The 18,989-nt window shown below is 35.8% G+C and carries 15 protein-coding genes; 7 read left to right on the top strand and 8 right to left on the bottom strand.

What is annotated here, in order from left to right; all coding sequences use genetic code 11:
• The first annotated feature begins 3 nt into the window (after nt 1-3).
• The 3 genes from JC605_RS17345 to JC605_RS17335 all read left to right on the top strand — a co-directional run bounded on the left by JC605_RS17345 (nt 4) and on the right by JC605_RS17335 (nt 5,255).
• The gene (locus JC605_RS17345; RefSeq protein ID WP_198857407.1) at nt 4-3,174 is read left to right on the top strand and encodes an efflux RND transporter permease subunit; all 3,171 of its coding nucleotides are present in this window, start codon (nt 4-6) and stop codon (nt 3,172-3,174) included.
• Between the two features lie 18 nt (nt 3,175-3,192).
• Nucleotides 3,193-4,599, top strand: coding sequence for an efflux transporter outer membrane subunit (locus JC605_RS17340; RefSeq protein WP_198857406.1), 1,407 nt, complete (start codon nt 3,193-3,195; stop codon nt 4,597-4,599).
• 179 nt (nt 4,600-4,778) lie between these two features.
• Nucleotides 4,779-5,255, top strand: coding sequence for a hypothetical protein (locus tag JC605_RS17335; protein ID WP_198857405.1), 477 nt, complete (start codon nt 4,779-4,781; stop codon nt 5,253-5,255).
• A gap of 361 nt (nt 5,256-5,616) precedes the next feature.
• Here JC605_RS17335 and fucP read toward each other — a convergent pair whose 3' ends face one another.
• The 7 genes from fucP to JC605_RS17300 all read right to left on the bottom strand — a co-directional run bounded on the left by fucP (nt 5,617) and on the right by JC605_RS17300 (nt 13,591).
• The gene (gene fucP, locus JC605_RS17330; RefSeq protein WP_198857404.1) at nt 5,617-6,921 is read right to left on the bottom strand and encodes an L-fucose:H+ symporter permease; all 1,305 of its coding nucleotides are present in this window, start codon (nt 6,919-6,921) and stop codon (nt 5,617-5,619) included.
• Nucleotides 6,922-7,048: 127 nt separating this feature from the next.
• The gene (locus JC605_RS17325) at nt 7,049-7,492 is read right to left on the bottom strand and encodes a MaoC/PaaZ C-terminal domain-containing protein (RefSeq protein ID WP_198857403.1); all 444 of its coding nucleotides are present in this window, start codon (nt 7,490-7,492) and stop codon (nt 7,049-7,051) included.
• A 106-nt stretch (nt 7,493-7,598) separates the two neighbouring features.
• Nucleotides 7,599-8,672 (bottom strand): Gfo/Idh/MocA family protein, encoded by a 1,074-nt coding sequence (locus JC605_RS17320; RefSeq protein WP_198857402.1) that lies wholly within the window; start codon nt 8,670-8,672, stop codon nt 7,599-7,601.
• 33 nt (nt 8,673-8,705) lie between these two features.
• Nucleotides 8,706-9,962, bottom strand: coding sequence for an extracellular solute-binding protein (locus JC605_RS17315; RefSeq protein ID WP_198857401.1), 1,257 nt, complete (start codon nt 9,960-9,962; stop codon nt 8,706-8,708).
• Nucleotides 9,962-11,101: a CaiB/BaiF CoA-transferase family protein gene (locus JC605_RS17310; RefSeq protein ID WP_198857400.1), complete on the bottom strand. Its 1,140-nt coding sequence runs from the start codon at nt 11,099-11,101 to the stop codon at nt 9,962-9,964. Before JC605_RS17310 ends, JC605_RS17315 begins: the two co-directional genes overlap by 1 nt.
• Nucleotides 11,102-11,300: 199 nt before the next feature.
• Nucleotides 11,301-12,446: a CaiB/BaiF CoA-transferase family protein gene (locus tag JC605_RS17305; RefSeq protein WP_198857399.1), complete on the bottom strand. Its 1,146-nt coding sequence runs from the start codon at nt 12,444-12,446 to the stop codon at nt 11,301-11,303.
• Nucleotides 12,443-13,591 carry an ABC transporter substrate-binding protein gene (locus JC605_RS17300; protein ID WP_198857398.1) on the bottom strand — a complete coding sequence of 383 codons (1,149 nt, stop codon included), beginning with the start codon at nt 13,589-13,591 and terminating at the stop codon, nt 12,443-12,445. Before JC605_RS17300 ends, JC605_RS17305 begins: the two co-directional genes overlap by 4 nt.
• Nucleotides 13,592-13,989: 398 nt before the next feature.
• Between JC605_RS17300 and JC605_RS17295 the strand changes: the two genes are divergently transcribed.
• The 4 genes from JC605_RS17295 (at nt 13,990) to JC605_RS17280 (ending at nt 17,575) form a co-directional block, all read left to right on the top strand.
• Nucleotides 13,990-14,844, top strand: a complete 855-nt coding sequence (locus JC605_RS17295) for a fumarylacetoacetate hydrolase family protein (protein WP_198857397.1) — start codon at nt 13,990-13,992, stop codon at nt 14,842-14,844.
• 18 nt (nt 14,845-14,862) lie between these two features.
• Nucleotides 14,863-15,876, top strand: coding sequence for a zinc-binding alcohol dehydrogenase family protein (locus JC605_RS17290; protein WP_198857396.1), 1,014 nt, complete (start codon nt 14,863-14,865; stop codon nt 15,874-15,876).
• A gap of 64 nt (nt 15,877-15,940) precedes the next feature.
• A complete protein-coding gene (locus JC605_RS17285; RefSeq protein WP_198857395.1) occupies nt 15,941-16,738 on the top strand; it encodes an SDR family oxidoreductase in 798 nt (265 codons plus the stop codon).
• Nucleotides 16,739-16,744: 6 nt separating this feature from the next.
• Nucleotides 16,745-17,575, top strand: coding sequence for an amidohydrolase (locus JC605_RS17280; RefSeq protein ID WP_198857394.1), 831 nt, complete (start codon nt 16,745-16,747; stop codon nt 17,573-17,575).
• 228 nt (nt 17,576-17,803) lie between these two features.
• Here the strand turns inward: JC605_RS17280 and pelA are convergent, their stop codons facing one another.
• Nucleotides 17,804-18,985: a pectate lyase gene (gene pelA, locus JC605_RS17275; protein WP_198857393.1), complete on the bottom strand. Its 1,182-nt coding sequence runs from the start codon at nt 18,983-18,985 to the stop codon at nt 17,804-17,806.
• Between the last annotated feature and the right edge of the window lie 4 nt (nt 18,986-18,989).

Raw genomic sequence — 18,989 nt, 5'->3', positions numbered from 1 at the left:
AAAATGTTTAAAAAATTTATACAAAGACCCGTACTCTCGACGGTAATATCTGTTATTATCGTCATCTTAGGTGTTTTAGGCCTAATTGAGTTACCGATTTCCCAATATCCGGATATCGCGCCACCAACTGTAAACGTTGCGGCAAGTTATACTGGAGCCAATGCAGATGTGGTACTTAAAAGTATCGTGATTCCGCTTGAGGAGCAGATTAATGGTGTAGAAAACATGACTTACATGACTTCTACAGCTACAAATGACGGAAATGCTTCGATCAAAGTTTTCTTTAAAGTAGGAACAAATCCTGATTTAGCTGCGGTAAACGTTCAGAACAGGGTTTCTAGAGCAACAAGTTTATTGCCAGTGGAGGTAACTCAGGCTGGGGTTACAGTAACCAAAAGTCAGAGTAGTAACTTATTGATTTTCTCTTTATATAGTGATGATAAAGCTTACGATCAGACGTTTCTTCAAAACTATGCAAAGATTAACCTTGTACCGCAAATTCAGCGTGTAGTTGGGGTAGGAGATGTAACGGTTTTTGGTGCCAAAGATTACTCGATGAGAATCTGGCTGAAACCAGACATAATGCAACAATACAAACTGATTCCAAGTGATATTTCGGCAGCTTTAGCAGAACAAAATATCGAAGCAGCACCAGGTAAATTTGGTGAAAACGGAAATCAGGCATTTCAATATGTAATTAAATACAAAGGACGTTTAACAAGTGCTCAGGAATTTGGAGACATTGTTATAAAATCTGTTGGAAATGGACAGATGCTTAGACTTAAAGATGTAGCTAAAGTAGAATTAGGATCTTTAAGTTATTCGTCAACGATTAAAACAAACGGAGTAGAATCGGCAGCAATGGCGATTAGCCAGACTCCTGGATCTAATGCTCGTGATGTAATTATCAATTCTAAAAAACTGATTGAAGAAGCTGCAAAAAGTTTCCCAAAAGGAATGAAGTACACTATTATGGTGGATGTTAACGAGAACTTGGATGCTTCTATTGAAAAAGTAATTCACACTTTGGTTGAAGCCTTTATATTGGTTTTCATCGTAGTATTTATTTTCCTTCAGGATTTTAGATCGACTTTAATTCCGGCAATTGCGGTTCCGGTTGCGATTGTGGGTACATTCTTCTTCCTGAATTTATTCGGATTTACGATCAACTTATTGACGCTTTTTGCAATGGTACTCGCCATTGGTATTGTGGTCGATGATGCGATTGTCGTCGTCGAGGCTGTTCACGCCAAACTCGACCACGGATATAAGTCGGCTAAAAAAGCGACTATTCACGCGATGGACGAAATTTCGGGAGCGATTATTTCGATTACTTTGGTAATGGCTGCGGTATTTATTCCAGTAACCTTTATTAACGGATCAACTGGGGTATTCTACAAACAGTTTGGTATTACACTGGCGGTTGCGATTATTCTTTCGGCAGTAAATGCCTTGACTTTGAGTCCGGCTTTATGTGCGCTTTTATTGAAACCGCATGCAGATGATCACAAACATAAAAGTTATTTACAGCGTTTTTATACTTCATTTAACGTGGCATTCGATAATGTTACAGCACGATACAAACGTTCTGTAAGTTTCCTTTCTGCGAAAAAATGGATTGCATTGGCCTCAATTGTAATTGCTGGTGCTGCGTTGGTTTATATGATGAAAACTACGCCTTCTGCTTTCGTACCTTCGGAAGATCAAGGAACTGTTTTCGCTAATATTAGTTTGCCGCCATCAGCTTCTATGGAACGATCGGATATTATTGCTAAAAGGGTAGATAGTATTGCGAAAACCATTCCTGGAGTTAAAAATACACTTCGTATTGTCGGACAGAACTTTACGGCTGGAGCAGGTAGTGCCTACAGTATGGTAATTGTAAAATTATATCCTTGGGATCAGCGTGATTTAAGTGTTGATGATGTTATTGGACAGCTTTTTGCTAAAACAAGCGGTATTCGTGAAGCAAGTATTTTCTTCATTTCGCCTCCAACTATCCAAGGTTTTGGACAAAGTGGTGGATTCGAATTCCAATTGCAGGATAAAGGAGGACATACGACTTCTGAATTCTATAAAGTGAATAATGAATTCTTAGCGAAATTATCGGAACGTCCGGAAATTCAATATGCGACAACGCCGTTCAACCCTGGTTTCCCTCAGTATATGATGGATATTAATTTAGCGAAAGCGAAAGATGCAGGAGTTTCTGTAAATACTATTCTGTCGACCATGCAAGGATATTACGGAGGATTGTATGCTTCGAATTTCAATAAATTCGGAAAACAATACCGTGTAATGGTTCAAGCAGCTCCTGAATTTAGAGCTAATACAGAGGGATTGAATAAAATTTTCGTTCGAAACAGCGCAGGAAACATGGCGCCAATTACCGAGTTTGTAAAAATGACCAGAGTTTTTGGACCAGAATCTATTTCGAGATTTAACTTATTTACCTCAATTTCGATTACAGGAGCACCAAAACCAGGTTATAGTTCTGGAGATGCTATTAAAGCAATTCAGGAAGTGGCAGCGGAAAATCTTCCTGCAGGTTATGGATATGAGTTTTCAGGTTTAACGCGTGAGGAATTAGCTTCAGGAAGTGAAACGATATTCATTTTCCTTTTATGTTTGGTTTTCGTTTATTTCTTACTGAGTGCACAATACGAAAGTTACATTTTGCCATTTGCAGTATTATTATCAATTCCGTTTGGATTAGCAGGAGCGTATTTATTCTCGATTATTTTTAAATTAAATAGTAATATTTACCTGCAGATTTCCTTAATCATGCTTATCGGACTTTTAGCGAAGAACGGTATCTTGATTGTCGAATTTGCTTTGGATAGAAGAAGAAAAGGACTTCCAATTGTACAAGCTGCTATTGAAGGAGCAGTAGCGCGTTTACGTCCAATTCTGATGACTTCGTTTGCCTTTATTTTAGGATTAGTTCCGTTGATGTTTGCCAAAGGTGCAGGTGCTGTTGGTAATAAATCTATTGGGACTGGTGCCGTTGGAGGTATGTTAATCGGAACCATTTTAGGAGTATTTGTTATTCCAGTTCTGTTTATCATTTTCCAAAATTTGCAAGAAAGAATAAGTGGTCCAGCGAAAGATGGTTATGATGATGACGATGATGATGAAGACGAAATTCATTTAATAGAAGCTCACAAAGAGTAAAATTTAATTACAACAAAAATGACGAATAGTTCTAATAAATATATTTTACTGGTAATAACAGCCGCACTCATTAGTGCGTGCTCTGTTACCAAGAAATACGAACGTCCCACAACTTTAAAAACAGATCAATTGTATCGCGATCAGAGTACAACCGATTCGACTACAATTGCAGACATGCCTTGGAATACTGTTTTTAAAGATGAAAAATTAAATGCATTAATCCAGAAAGGTTTAGAACAAAACTTGAATCTGAAAAATGCAATTGAGAATATTGTTCAGGCAAGAGCTTCTTTGCGTCAGAGTAAATTGGCTTATTACCCAAGCTTACAATTGGATGCAAACGTAACGCATAACAAGCAATCTCAGGCAGGATTAAACTTTCCGGCAGGAATCAATATTAATACTTTAACAACTACTTACAAATTAGGCGTAAGCAGTTCTTGGGAAATTGATGTTTGGGGAAAATTAAGCAGTTCTAAAAGAGCAGCTTTAGCAACTTATTTAGCTTCAGATGCTGCAAAACAAGCCGTTCAGACGCAATTAATTGCAGATATTGCTAATAATTACTTCTTGTTATTATCGTATGATGAATCGTTAAAAATTACGGAAGAAACCTTAAAAAGCCGTATCGAAAACGTTGCAACCATTAAAGCTTTAAAAGAAGGAGCAATTGTAACTGGTGCCGCTGTTGTTCAGAGTGAGGCCAATCAGCACGCTGCTGAAGTTTTGATTCCAGATTTGAAACAAAGCATTCGTGAAACCGAAAATGCTTTAAATATTTTACTTGGACAAGGGCCTGGGCCAATTGATAGAGGTGTTTTGGGAACACAAATTATTCCTGAACAAATCGCAATCGGAATGCCAGCACAGTTATTGAATAATCGTCCTGATGTCCGTCAAGCGGAATTTAATTTCAGAGTCGCTTTTGAGTCGACTAATTTGGCTAAAACTTATTTTTACCCTAGTTTGACGCTTACAGCAAGTACAGGATTTTCAAATTTAGAGTTGAATGATTTCTTCAGCCACTCTATTTTTTATTCGATTATTGGAGGATTGACACAGCCTTTATTTAATCATGGTTTAAATAAAATGAGATTGACTACAGCGCAGTCACAACAATTGCAAGCATACAACAATTTCCAACAAAGTCTTTTAGTGGCTGGTCAGGAAGTTTCAAATGCTTTGTATGCGTACCAAATGGCTGTTGAAAAAGAAGATTCTAGAGCGAAACAAATTGCAGCTTTAGAAAAAGCAGTCGACTTTACACAAGAACTTTTAGAATACAGTTCGGCAACTAACTATACAGATGTATTAACATCTCAACAAAATCTTTTAGCAGCACAATTGAACGGAGTTAATGATAACCTGCAAAAATTACAAGCTGTTATTAATTTGTACAGAGCGTTGGGTGGTGGTTGGAAATAATTGTTTATAATGATAAAAACCGTCTCAAAACCTGAGACGGTTTTTTGAAAAGTACGTCGTTTAAAAAACGCTCTCCGTCGATTAGTTTGATGATTTTGTATAATGAATGCTTGAATCGTAAATCTTTGGCATTACTTTCGATTAATATCTACTAAGATTAACATTTAAATTCTAAAGAAATGAAAAAGTTTATATTCGCCTCAGTGCTTTTTATGAGTGCATTTTTTGCTCAAGCTCAGGTATCAGTAAATGTAAATATTGGTACACCTCCAAATTGGGGACCGTTAGGTTACGACAACAGCAGATACTATTATTTGCCAGACATCGATGTATATTATGATGTAAATCAAAGCGTATTTATTTACGACAACAGCGGAAAATGGGTTCGTGAAAGAAGACTTCCGTCAAGATATAGAAATTATGATTTGTATTCTGGTTATAAAGTAGTTTTGACAGATTATAGAGGAGATGCTCCGTACTATTATCACACAAAACACAGAACTGAATATCCGAAAGGTTACCACGGAAAACCTCAAAAAAATAGAGGAGAAAAACCAAAAGGCAACAACGGAAATCATTACGGAAATGATAAAGGAAAAAACAAAGAAAATAAGTCAGACAAGAACCACGATCACGGTAATGGCAAACACCATTAATAAACATGACTAAAAGAAAACGCCTCCAATTGGAGGCGTTTTTGATTATTATATAGCCACTAATTTCACGAATTAGCACGAATTTTTATTTTTATAAAAGGGTGTAATTTATGCTAATTCGTAGCTAAAATGAATTGCCTCCAGCTTTAGCTGGAGGTTACTAGATTCTACATTTATTGGCTTTAGCCAAACTAGGCGCAAAAGTTTGGCTAAAGCCTTTTATTTGGATAAACAAAAAACCTCCAGCTAAAGCTGGAGGCAATTGATATTTAAATTTTTTATTAAAATAAATTTGTGTTAATTCGTGAAATTAGTGGCTAAAAAAAATCCTTTTTAATCCAAATAATCTGTGGCAAAAAAACTATTCAGAAACCGCTTTCACCTTATGGCCAAAAGCCCCAAAAGAAAGAATAATCAAGAAACAAACTAGCGGAATAATATATCCTGACTGAATATCATCGTGATTCATATCGATTAAAGTTCCCATTCCGTAAGGAATAATTGCACCTCCAACGATTGACATTACTAACCAAGAAGAACCCGTTTCTGTATTCGATTTTAAGCCTTTAATTCCTAAAGAGAAAATTGTTGGGAACATAATTGACATAAAGAACCCAATTCCTCCAAGAGCATAAATAACCGCAATTCCAGAACCGTAAATTGCAACTAAACATAATAAAACACTCATTACGCAGTAGATTGACAATAAAACATAATCTTTTACGAAACGTAAAAAGAAAGTTCCAATAAAACGTCCTGCCATAAAAAGGAAACCATAGATTCCTAAATAATATCCAGCCGTTTTTTCATCTAATCCAGCTCCTTGCTGTGCAATTCTGATAAAGAAACTTGTGATACAAACCTGCGCACCAACATAGAAAAATTGAGCTACAACACCCCAGCTTAAATGTCTGAATTTTAAAACAGAGAAAAATCCTGGTTTAATTTCAGCTTCAGCATGAGTCGCTTTCATTGAAGGTAATTGTACGAAATAAAATATAACAGCAACCAAAACTAAGATGCTCCCCAAAACAATATAAGGCATTTTTACAGAAGCAGCTTCGCCCAATAAATAAGCCGCTTTTTCAGCTTCAGGCATTGCCGCCATTTGTTCTTTTGTATGATTTGTTCCAGATAAGATAAATAGCGAACCTACAATAGGAGCTACCATTGCTGCTAATCCGTTGAAAGAAGCCGCTAAATTCAATCTTTTTGAAGAAGATTCTGCTGGCCCTAAAATCGCTGCGTATGGGTTTGCACTAGTTTCTAAGATAGTTAAACCGCATCCAATTACAAAAAGAGCAAATAGAAACAATTCGTAAGTTCTGGTATTAGCTGCTGGAACGAACAAAAAGGCTCCAACAGCAAAAACTAATAATCCAGTTATGATACTGTTTTTATAACCAAATCTTTTAATCAGCATTCCTGCAGGAATCGCCATAATGAAGTAAGCAAAGAATACAGAGGTATCAATTAGAGTAGACTGGCGATTATTTAATTCGCAAGCTTTTTTCAAGTGCGGAATTAAAACTGAATCTAAGTTGTGGGCCATTCCCCACAGAAAAAATAGGCATGTAACGAGGATAAAAGGCAAAAGATATTGCTTTTGATTTCCTCCTTCTGTTGGCACTTCATGTAGATCGCCGGCTTGGTTTGTAATTTGCATTCGTGTGATAGTTTTAAGTTGTTTTTTAGTGGTTCTCGCAAAGTCGCAGAATCGCAAAGTATTTCAAATTGCTTTACTTTTAACTCTGCGTCTTTGCGACTTTGCGAGATTGTTATAAAGCTATTATTTAAGATTTTCTTTTTACAAATAAAAGGTGATCACAAACAAGAACTACTTCACCTCTTTGGTTAATAATTTCCACGTGTTCTGTAACAGCTCCCATTTCTGGATTTTTGGCTTCACCTTTTTCAGAAATAGTTACTTCAGAGTGAATAGTATCGCCGATATGAACTGGTTTTACAAAACGCATTTTGTCGTAACCTCTAGAAAAAGCTTCGGGGTTTATTTCAGATGCTGTTAATCCAATTCCGATCGCAAAAACCATGGTTCCGTGCGCAATTCTTTGTCCGAATGGCTGAGTTTTGCACCATTCTTCGTCCATGTGATGAGGAAAGAAATCTCCCGTGTGTCCGGCATGAACCACAAAATCGGTTTCTGTAATGGTTCTGCCTAAAGTTATTCGTTTGTCGTCGATTTGATAATCTTCGAAAAAAGTTGATTTAAAATACATAATTTATTCTTTTTATTCGCCAGCTCTTTCAAATAGATTTCAAAATCAGGTTTGTTTTGAAGAGGACTTAAATTTTGTTTTTTGGTTTTGAAATATAGTGTTTTAATTACACTTCATCAAAAGAAATTCCGCCGTTTTTGTTACTTTCATAACAAGCTTCTACAACTTTCATCGTCCCCAAAACATCTTGGACACTTGCAGACAATGTTGAGTCAGAACCTTCTTTGTAACGCATCAGATTAGACATTGCACCAATAAAAGCTTCTGGGAACCACGAACCTTCCAATTTTACTTCTGTCCATTCGTATTCATTTTCATTATCTTTTTTGGGCAATGCATACTCAAAAACATCAGGAAGACCGTCAGGATAGTTCATTAACAAGCCCATTTTTGCTTTAACTGCTCCCTTTGTTCCTTCCCATTTAATGTAGCTTTCTTCGTGTTTTGGACCAAAATGATGATCGTGATTTGTATTGATCACAACATGTTTATCTTCGCCATAATCCAAAATAATCGTAGATCGGCTTGATGATAATTTTTTAAGCGGATGTTTGGCCGTTTTTGCCAATACACTTTTCGGATTTCCCAGAAAAGATCGAATACAGTCAATATAATGCACGCTATGGAAAAGAATTTCCAATCTTGGATGTTCTTTAATTAAAGGAAACAATTCCCAAGGCGTATTTACGGTAACTTTAAATTCTAAATCGTATAATTCGCCAATAATTCCCTGATCGATTAAATATCTGGCTGCACTTACAAAAGAAGCAAAACGTAATTGGAAATTGATTGCAGCAACCAGATTTTTTCTTTCGCAGACTTCGACAATTTCACGAGCCTGAGCCAAATCATTTCCCATTGGTTTCTGAATCAAAACTGCAGCTCCGTCTGGCAATTGTTCTAAAATTTCGATGTACTGATCAGGTAAAACCGTAATATCGTAAACAGCGTTTGACGGCGCATTTTTAACCGCATCGGCAACACTTTCAAAAACATGATCGATTTTGAATTGTTTCTGTAAATCGTATGCTTTTGAAATCGTTCTATTTGTAATACCAAAAACTTTAAAACCAGCCATTTCGTATGCAGGAAGATGCGCATCTTTTACAATACCGCTCGCTCCAATAATCACAATGGGCTGTTCTGTTTGGGGAAGTAAAGGTTTATAGGGAATATTCATTTGTTCTATATTTTGAAATTAAGCCTGCCAATTTTAATTCTTGACAGAGCTGTGTAATGTTGTTCCTTGACTTAATTCTCTAATTTTTTTCTGAGTTTCCTCTAAAAGTATATCTGATGAAATATCTGTTTCAATGGCTTTTAAAACAGTGCCGTCAATCAGTTCGGCTACTTTTGGCCAAATTGGTGTTTGAGGTAGTGTTAATGCGTTTTCATGAAGCATTTCTAGTTTATGATAAAATGGAATTAAAGTATTGATTTCCTCATCTTTCCAAGTCGATTTTCTGCATCCAATACCGCCTTCAGTAGTTAATAGTTTATCGCTTTCGGGAGTAGTGGCAAAACGTAAAAAATCGTAAGCCAGCTTTTGGTGTTTGCTTCCAGATCCAATAGTATACAACCAATATACATTTAAAGAAGCCGTTTTATGACCAGGATCGGATGGGAGGGAAGTGATATCAATTTTCCCTTTTACTTTCGATTCTTCAATCACTTCTGCCATAGAAGCAAATCCGAACCAGTTGATAGCCATTGCCGCTTGTCCTTCGGCGAAAGCCAAACCTGCTTCAACCGAACCAAATTCTCTAGATTTTGGATGGACTGCAGTTGCATCATTAACCATTTTCCTGTAAAAATCCAATGCTTTTATTGCTGCTTCGTTATGAATGTCAATCTGATTTTTATTGTTTAATAAAGAACCACCGCGCGTCCATAATTGCAGACAGAAGTCAAAAACCATATTATGTCCGTCTGGATAATTGGCAAAAACAGCACCGTACAAATTTTGTTCGGGACGATTAAAAAATGTTGCTATTTCTGCGAATTCCTGCCAGGTTTTTGGAGTAGCAAGTTCGTAACCAAACTGTTTTTTAAAATTCTCTTTCTCTGTTTCGTTTTCGAATAAATCTTTTCGGTAAATCAGACATTCTGGACCATCGTGAAATGGAAGTCCGAAAATGCCGTTACTTAGTTTCTGCAAATGCAAAAGTGATTTATGCCATCCAAAAGGATAATTTTCTGGCGGATTTTCTCCAATTAATGGAAATAAATTAAGAACCGCATTTTCGTTTGCAGCGTCATAAATCCAATCGGTGTTAATATGGGCGATGTCCCATTTTCCTTCTTTTAAACCTTTATCTGAAATCGTGGTTTCATACAAATCATGAAGTTCTAAGGCAACGATTTCAGCTTCAATTTTTATATTATTTTGAAGTGAAAATGCATCCCATAATTTTCGAAGTGTACTTTCGAAAGGATCGAATTTACGAACGGCGATTCTAATTTTTTCCATCAGCAGTCAATAAATTCTTTAATAATTTTCTCGTTGTCTTGACCCAGTTTTGGCGAACCTTTTCCAGAAGTCAGATATTCGCCGTCGATTTTTATCGGACAGCGCGTTGTTTTATAAGTATAGCCGTCAAGCATTTCGACTTGCTGGGTAAAATTCAAAACCTTAAATCCGTCTTCAGCAAATAACTGTTGATAATTTAAAACTCCTGCACACCAAATGTCTGCAGGTTCTAAAATATCCAACCAAAACTGTGTTTCCTGCGTTTGCAGATGATCGGCAAGTATATTTTTGATTTCGTCTCTAAGTGTAAATTTATTTTCAGGAAAAGCCAATAAAGCATCACATTGTAGTAATGAAGCCAAAACAGGAATCGATCCCATTGCTAGTGCGAGATAACCGTTTTTGGTTTTGTAAATTCCGTATGGAGCGCCCAAATAAGCGTGTGCGTTATTGGTTTTAGTTCGAACAGGCAATTCGCTGCCGTCATTAAAATAAGTAGTAATGGTTTCAAATTGAAAATCAAACGCCGATTCCAACATACTGACTTGAATTTGTGCGCCAATATTATGCGTTGCTTTTCGGTATAAAGCGGCTAAAATTCCTTGCGCCAAATGTGCTCCGGCAAGCATATCTACAATCGACAATCCCATTGGTACTGGTCCATCTTCTTGATTACCGCTCAACCAAGTTAAAGCGGTTAGAGATTGTAAAAGCAAATCCTGACCTGGTAAATCTTTCAAATTGGGATGTTCTCCAAAACCTGAAATCGATCCATAAATCACATTTGGATTGATGTTTTTTACGTCGTCATAACTCAAACCAATGCGTTCCATAACTCCGGGTCTGAAATTATGCATGACAACATCAGCTTTGGCTAATAATTTTTTTAGTTTTTGAAGTTCCTCTGGCTGTTTAAAATCAATTGCAAAAGATTCTTTGTTTCTGTTGATGGTATGAAAAACAGACGATTCGCCGTTCATAATCAAATCAGAAGTATATAAAGTACGGCAGATATCTCCCGTTCCCGGTTTTTCAATTTTGATTACACGAGCACCCAAATCTGCCAAGCGCAAACTCGCCGACGGACCCGAAAGAAACTGACTGAAATCTACAATTAAATAATCTTCTAATGGTTTCATTTTTTTATTCGTTTAACCGTTTAATCGGTTATTTGTTTAATCGTTTTCATTCAACAATTAAAATCTAATTTGATCTGCTGAAATCTTTTTAAATCTGCGTGAAATACTTTTTTGTGTATAGATTTTTTCACGCAGATTTATTTAGATTAAAGCAGATTAGGCAGATTTTAATCTAAGCCGATGAATAATAAATTTTAGCTTATTTTTGAATAAACTCTTTATGTATCGCTAAATTATCTTGACCTACTTTTGGAGCTGCTTTTTCACTTAATAAAATTTCACCATCTAACTGAATCGGACTTCTGGTGGTAACCAAAGTTTCGCCTTCGGTATTTTTTACCGTTTGTTTCAGCTGCAATTCATTTACAAAAGGCTGATTATCGAGTTCTTCGTAATTGAAAACTTTTCCACACCAAATGCCTTCTTTCTGCAAGATTTCAATCCAATAATCAGAAGTTTGGGTTTGAATTCTTTCACTCAAAATCGTTCTGATTTCGTCGCGTTTTTCAAACCAAAGATGTTTATCTGCAAAAGCACTTAAATCTAAACCTAGCGTTTTTCCAATAAAAAGTAAATCGCCCATAGCAAGGGACAAAAAGCCGTCTTGTGTTTGGTAAACTCCGTACGGAGCACTTAAAAAAGCATGTGCACTTCCTTTAATATCGCCACGTTCAGGCAATTGACCGCCATCATTTAAGAAAGAAGTAATCGCTTCAAATTGCACATCCAAAATAGATTCTAATAAACTCACTTCTACCAAAACGCCTTTTTTGGTTTTAGCTCTTTTTAGAAGCGCCGCTAAAATTCCTTGTACAAAATGATTTCCGCACATTAAATCGGCTACAGCCAAACCAAAAGGGACTGGGCCTTGGCTTTTGCGTCCGCTTAACCAGCTTAAACCTGAAAGCGATTGTAACAATAAATCTTGTCCCGGTTTTTTTGCCCACGGTCCTTCATTTCCGTAACCTGTAATGGTTCCGTAAATAATTTGTGGATTTATAGAAAGGGTATTTTCAAAATCTAAACCGATTTTTTCCATCACTCCAGGTCTGAAATTATGCGTCATAATATCAGCCTTTTCGATTAGTTTTTTAATCAAAACCAAATCGTCAGGATTTTTTAAATCGGCTGCAAAAGATTCTTTATTTCTGTTAATCGTATGAAAAAGCAAACTGCTATCATCAACAAATAAATCTTTGATGCTCAATTGTCTGCAGGCTTCACCTTTTATAGGACGCTCAATTTTGATAACGCGTGCACCCAAGTCGGCTAGTTTTAATCCTGCCGAAGGTCCTGCTAAAAACTGGCAGAATTCCAGAACAACTAATCCTTCTAAAGGTCTCATACGGTCTGAATTTTTAGAGATTCCGCGTAAAGTGAATTCATTTCTTCTAACACTTTTAATTCGTCTCCGCCATTCATCAAATAATTACGAACCACATCTCCAGCATGATCTTGGAAATACATGTGACCATAATATCTCGGACGAAGGAAAGCGCGCTCTAAAGCGGGAAGTGTATTTTTGAAATAATCGTGCGTCACGCCATTAATTCTTTCGCTTTTCCAAGCTTGCAAATGACCCGGCTGACCACCATTGTCAGTATAAATATTCTGCTGAACTTTTGATGAACATGTAAATTCGGCATATTTTATGGCAGTTTCAATATGTTCGCTGAATGAAGAAACAGCCAATCCAGTTCCTCCCAAAGAAGAAATCATCGGATTGTCATTCAATTTTACTAAATCATAAAAATGCAAAAGGTTTTGGCTGTAGCCAATGCGAGAATAATTGGAATAACCATAAGCAAAAGGACAATAGGCAATTTCGTCTGAATTGACCATTGCTTCGTAAACCTGAATAGGATTACGGTTAAAGTTTGCGGGATCAATCAACTGCGCCAATTCTCTAAACATTTGAAGCGCTTTGATTCCTGTCGTTTCAGAAATCACTTTTTCTTCAGAAAGAAAAGGAGCTTCACCCAAACTGCAGCAAAACATATAAAAACTCATTAAAACATCTACCGGAATTCCAGCAAAAGCGACTAAGCCTTTTTTGGCTAAAGCCAATAAATCGTCATAAGTTTTAGGAACTTCTAAATTGTTTTTTTCTAAAATATCCAAGCGGGCAGAAGCAACCGGAGTTGCAGCATCAATTGGCAACGCCCATAATTTATTATGAAAAACATAACTTCCGTACGATTTTCCAACAGTATTACTTTCTTGATCTTTAATATATTCGTTTGATAAATAATCAGATAACGGAAGAATTGCTTTGGTTTGCGCTCCAAAACCTGTCCAAGGATGATCGATTACTAATAAGTCAAACCTTTTGGCTAAGTCTTCGATAGAAGCATCGGCAAATTCTTGCAAACTTCTTTTCTCCCAAGAAATTTCAACTTCAGGATGTAATTCTGTAAAACGCTGCGATGTAGCAACCATAGGAAGCAAACCTCTTGTATGATTCCATGTTATGCCTTTTAATTTTATCATTTTGTATGGGATTTTTTGACAATGTAATCGATTGTATTAATAAATGTAAAAAATACAATTACAAAAGTAGGAATAAGATTGATATGAACAAGAAATCATTTATTTTTAAGAAATCTTTTTTACATAAAGTGATAAATAGTGATATAATTTTTACAAACCGTTTAAAAAATGTTATAATTTATTGAAGTTTGATCATTTTTAAAGGTAGAAAATGAAATATATCTCGGATATTAATTTTTAAAAAGTACTTTTGTAATTGTGTTTTTTACATTTATTAATTTTGATTTACTTTTTTACATGATTTCGAATGGATAAGGAGTAGAATTTCTAAGATGATTATACGATTGATGAAGACTTTTCATCAGAAAAAATAAAATAACAATTAAAAATATACGATTATGAAATTAATACGTTTTGGAGAAATCGGAAAAGAGAAACCTGGAGTTTTGATTGGAGAAAAGAGATATGATGTTTCTTCGATTGTAACCGATTTTAACGAAAGTTTCTTTGAAGAAAACGGATTAGAAAAATTGCAAAAAGCATTAGAAAACAACCCAACTTTACCAGAAGTTGATGCTTCTGTACGATTGGGTTCTCCTGTGGCTCGCCCTTCAAAAATTATCTGCATTGGCTTAAATTATATTGATCATTGTAAAGAAACCAATGCACCGATTCCGACAGAACCTATTATTTTTTTCAAATCAACAACTTCTTTGTGCGGTCCAGATGATGATTTGATTATTCCAAAGAATAGCGAAAAAACAGACTGGGAAGTAGAATTGGCTTTAGTTGTTGGCAAAAAAGCAAGTTATGTTGAAGAAGCAGAAGCTTTAGATTATGTTGCTGGCTATGCTTTATTGAACGATTATAGCGAAAGAGCGTTTCAACTAGAGCGCGGCGGACAATGGGCAAAAGGAAAAGGAAGCGACACTTTTGCGCCTCTTGGCCCATTTTTGGCTACAAAAGATGAAATCATAGATGTGGACAATTTAAAGATGTGGCTGACGGTAAACGGTAAAAAATACCAAGACAGTAATACACTAAATCTAGTTTTCAAAATTCCTTATCTGGTTCATTATTTAAGTCAGTTTATGACTTTGCTTCCAGGCGATATTATAAGTACAGGAACGCCTCCTGGAGTTGGTTTAGGAATCAAACCAGATCCGATTTACATTAAAGCAGGCGATGTTGTTGAATTGGGAATTGAAGGTTTAGGAACAAGCAAACAGAAAGCTGTAGCATATCAAAAATAAAATTTAAGAAAGTATAAAATGAAATATATTGTTTGCGAAAAACCGCAGGAATTTCTATTAAAAGAAACCAATATTCCAGAACCAAAAGAGGGTGAAGTTTTATTAAAAATTAAAAGAATCGGAATCTGCGGAACTGACATTCATGCTTTTGGCGGAACTCAACCGTATTTTGAATATCCAAGAATTTTAGGTCACGAATTGGCTGCTGAATATGTAAAGGGAAGTGCAGAAGGATTTAAACCGGGAGATAAAGTAACTTTTATTCCGTATTTCAACTGCGGAAAATGTGTGGCTTGCAGAAACGGATTGACAAATTGCTGTGTAAATATTAAAGTTTTCGGAGTTCATATTGATGGTGGAATGGCCGAATATGTATCGATTCCGGAACAATATTTATTGCATGGTCAAGGTTTAGATTATGATGAATTGGCTTTGGTTGAACCTTTGGCAATTGCGGCGCACGGCGTTAGAAGAGCGGCCGTAAAACTAACTGATACCGTTTTGGTAATGGGAGCAGGACCAATCGGAATTGGTTTGATTCAGTTTGCTAAAATTGCCGGAGCAAAAGTAATCGTAATGGACATTAACGATTACAGATTAAATTTCTGTAAAACGGAACTAAATGCAGATGAAACGATTAATCCGTTAAACGATGATGTTGCTCAAAAATTAGCAGAATTGACAAATGGCGACATGGCAAATGTGGTAATTGATGCAACAGGAAATCAGAAAGTAATGAACAGTGCTTTTAATTATATTTCGCATGGCGGAAGATTTGTTTTGGTCGGACTTCAAAAAGGAGAATTAAGTTTTAGTCATCCCGATTTTCACAAAAGAGAATCGACTTTAATGAGCAGTAGAAATGCCACAATCGAAGATTTCGAATATGTAATGAAATGTTTGAAAGAAGGAAAAATCGATCCAAAGAAATACATTACGCACAGAACTAGTTTTGATGAAATGATTACTGATTTTGGGAATTTGATTGATCCGAAGAATAATGTGATTAAGGCGTTAATTGAAATAGAATAAATTTTACGAATAAACCCGACAGGTTTTAAAAACCTGTCGGGTTTAACTTTAAATACCCACAAAAATGGATTTAAACTTAAAAAATAAAATAGTTGTCGTTTCTGGTTCGGCTGGAAAAGAAGGCAGTATTGGAGAAACGATCGTAAACAGATTAGCTGATGAAGGTGCAATTCCGGTTTTGGTTGACAGAAATGCAAGAGGTTTCGAATATGTGGAAAGACTTCAAAAAAGAGGTGTTAATTCCTTATTTGTGCAGACAGATGTAACCGACCCTGTTGCAATAGAAAATGCTGTAAAAGTAATCGGAGCTAAATATGGGAGGATTGATGCCATAATTAATAATGTTGGTGTAAATGACGGTGCAGGATTAGATTCAAGCTACGAGGATTTTATGAATTCTTTGAAACTGAATGTGGTAAGTTATTTTCTTTTAGCTAAATATTCACTTCCATATTTAAAAGAATCAAAAGGAAATATCTTAAATATTGGCTCAAAAGTAGCTTTAACAGGGCAGGGCGGGACTTCTGGTTACGCTGCTGCGAAAGGTGGCGTTTTAGGACTAACAAGAGAATGGGCTGTAGATTTAATTCAATACGGAATTCGTTCGAATGCGATTATTATTGCCGAAAGTTATACGCCAGCTTACGAAGATTGGATTAAAACTTTGCCAGACGGCGAAACGGTTTTGAATAAAATCAACAAAAGTATTCCGCTAGAAAGTCGTATGACCAAAACAGAAGAAATTGCAGATACAGCACTTTTTATCATTTCTGAAAAATCATCACATACTACAGGACAATTTGTTTTTGTGGATGGAGGTTACGTACATTTAGACCGCGCATTAATCAGCGATGTTAATTAAAAAGGTATGAGTAAAAGAATTGATTCCCATCAGCATTTTTGGAAGTTTGATCCCGTTAGAGACAGCTGGATCGATGAAACTATGCAAAATATTAAAAGAGATTTTCTTCCTGAAGATTTACAGCCGTTATTAAAAGAAAATCAGTTTGAAGGTTGTGTTGCAGTTCAGGCAAGTCAGTCAGAAGAGGAGACTCATTTTTTATTGGATTTAGCTTCTAAAAATGATTTCATAAAAGGAGTTGTCGGCTGGATAGATTTACGAAATGAGAATATTGCGGAACGTTTGCAATTCTTTTCAGATCAAAAAAAACTGAAAGGTTTTAGACATGTTGTTCAAGGAGAACCAGATGATTTTATGTTCGGAACTGAATTCAGAAGAGGAATTACAGCGTTAAAATCCTTCAATTATACTTACGATATATTGATTTTTGAACGTCAATTACCAGCTGCAATAAGTTTGGTAAAAGATTTTCCAAACCAAAAATTTGTAATCGATCATATTGCGAAACCAGACATTAAATCAGAAACTATTTATTCTTGGAAAAGTGGCATTGAAGAAATTGCAAAACATGATAATGTTTGGTGTAAAATCTCTGGAATGGTCACAGAAGCCGACTGGAAAAATTGGAAACCAGAAGATTTAAAACCGTATTTAGATGTAATTTTTGAAAACTTTTCAGTTGATAAATTGATGTACGGCTCAGATTGGCCAGTTCTCAATGTTGCTTCAGATTATAATGAAGTGGTGAAAACTTTAGAGGATTATATTGCTAAGTTTTCAATTGAAGATCAGAATAAGATTTGGTTTGAGAATGCTAATTCTTTTTATAAGTTATAAACTAGTCATAAGATTATCCGTTTAGGATGTCATTTCGACGAAGGAGAAATCTCCGCAAGAAACTCCGCAAAGATTTACTTTGATTGTCGAGCTACTTGCGGAGATTTCTCCTTCGTCGAAATGACAAAATTGAGAAAAAAATAGCCACGGATTAAAGGATTTCATAGATTTTTTTTAATCATTTTAATCCTGTAATCTGTGGCTAAAAATTTTAGATCAATATTATTTTTACTTCTTTAAAACATCATCATTTGGCACCCATTTTTTCTGCCAAGCTAGATATTTCTTCAAAGCCTTTTCAGGTTTATCCGTATACCAGGCATAACCCGTTCTTCTTTCACGGCTTACTTCGGCTAAAGAATATAAAAACTCACTGTCACGATCAGAGAATAAAGGACGATGTGTTTTTAATTCGTAATAACGAGTCCAAATAGGTGGAGCAGTTGTATCGTGCACGACTCTTACGTCATTTTTGATTTTCTTATATTTAGATTCCATTTCTTCTGCAGCAAAACTTTCAACTCTGGTATTATAGATTTTAGAATCCTGAAACCATTTTATGGCACCTTGTACCGCATTAATAATTTTTTCATTTGGATTATCAATATCCATTAAAAACAAAACAACATCAACACTTTCGGCATTACAGATGCTTGGCGGTTCAAATTTACGTGCCCATGCCGGTTCAAGTGTTATTTCGTCGTGTTGCTGGCACCAAGCAGTCAATTTTCCATTGTCTTTAATTTGCATTTTCAAAATACAATCCAATCCTTTTTGGTAAGCATTGGCTACTTTTTTTCGGGTTTTAGCATCAATAAAAGCGTAATCAGGATCATTATTTACAATCTTTTTTAAAAGATTCATGATGCCCATATACGCTCCATCATTAAAAGTAATGTGTCGGCTATAACCTTTTTCTAAAGGAAAATATTGTGGCCAGCCTCCATTTGAATATTGCGCTTTTATGGTGAAATTAATACCACGCAAGCACCCATCTTTATATTTCGGATCTTTTGTGAGCGTATAAACCTGCGCCAGATAATGAATATGCGTATAAGTCGTTTCATTATCGAAAGTAGTATGCTCGATGTATTTTGTTTTAACTACGCTATCAATTTGTTGTGGCGTCAAAATAGCTTTCATATCATAATTTTTTGGCCAACCGCCATTGTCGCGTTGGAAATACAGAATATTATCGGCGATTTTAGTGTAATCTGTTTCAGCATATTTGGGCTGATTCGGAATCGGATTTATGATATTGGTTTTGTCTTTTATAAAGTACCAATGATTAGTGCCATCAGTAAAAGGTTTTGTGCTGATTTCACTATTTGACTGCGCATGCGAGCATAAAAATGAAAAAACACAAAAAGCAGATGCCAGTAATTTCGAGCTGTTTATGGAATTGAACATAGAA

The sequence above is a fragment of the Flavobacterium sp. IB48 genome (assembly GCF_016405855.1).
Classification (GTDB): domain Bacteria; phylum Bacteroidota; class Bacteroidia; order Flavobacteriales; family Flavobacteriaceae; genus Flavobacterium; species Flavobacterium ginsengisoli.
The sequence above is the reverse complement of the archived record's forward strand: the minus strand, read 5'-3'. Positions and strand labels throughout refer to the sequence as shown.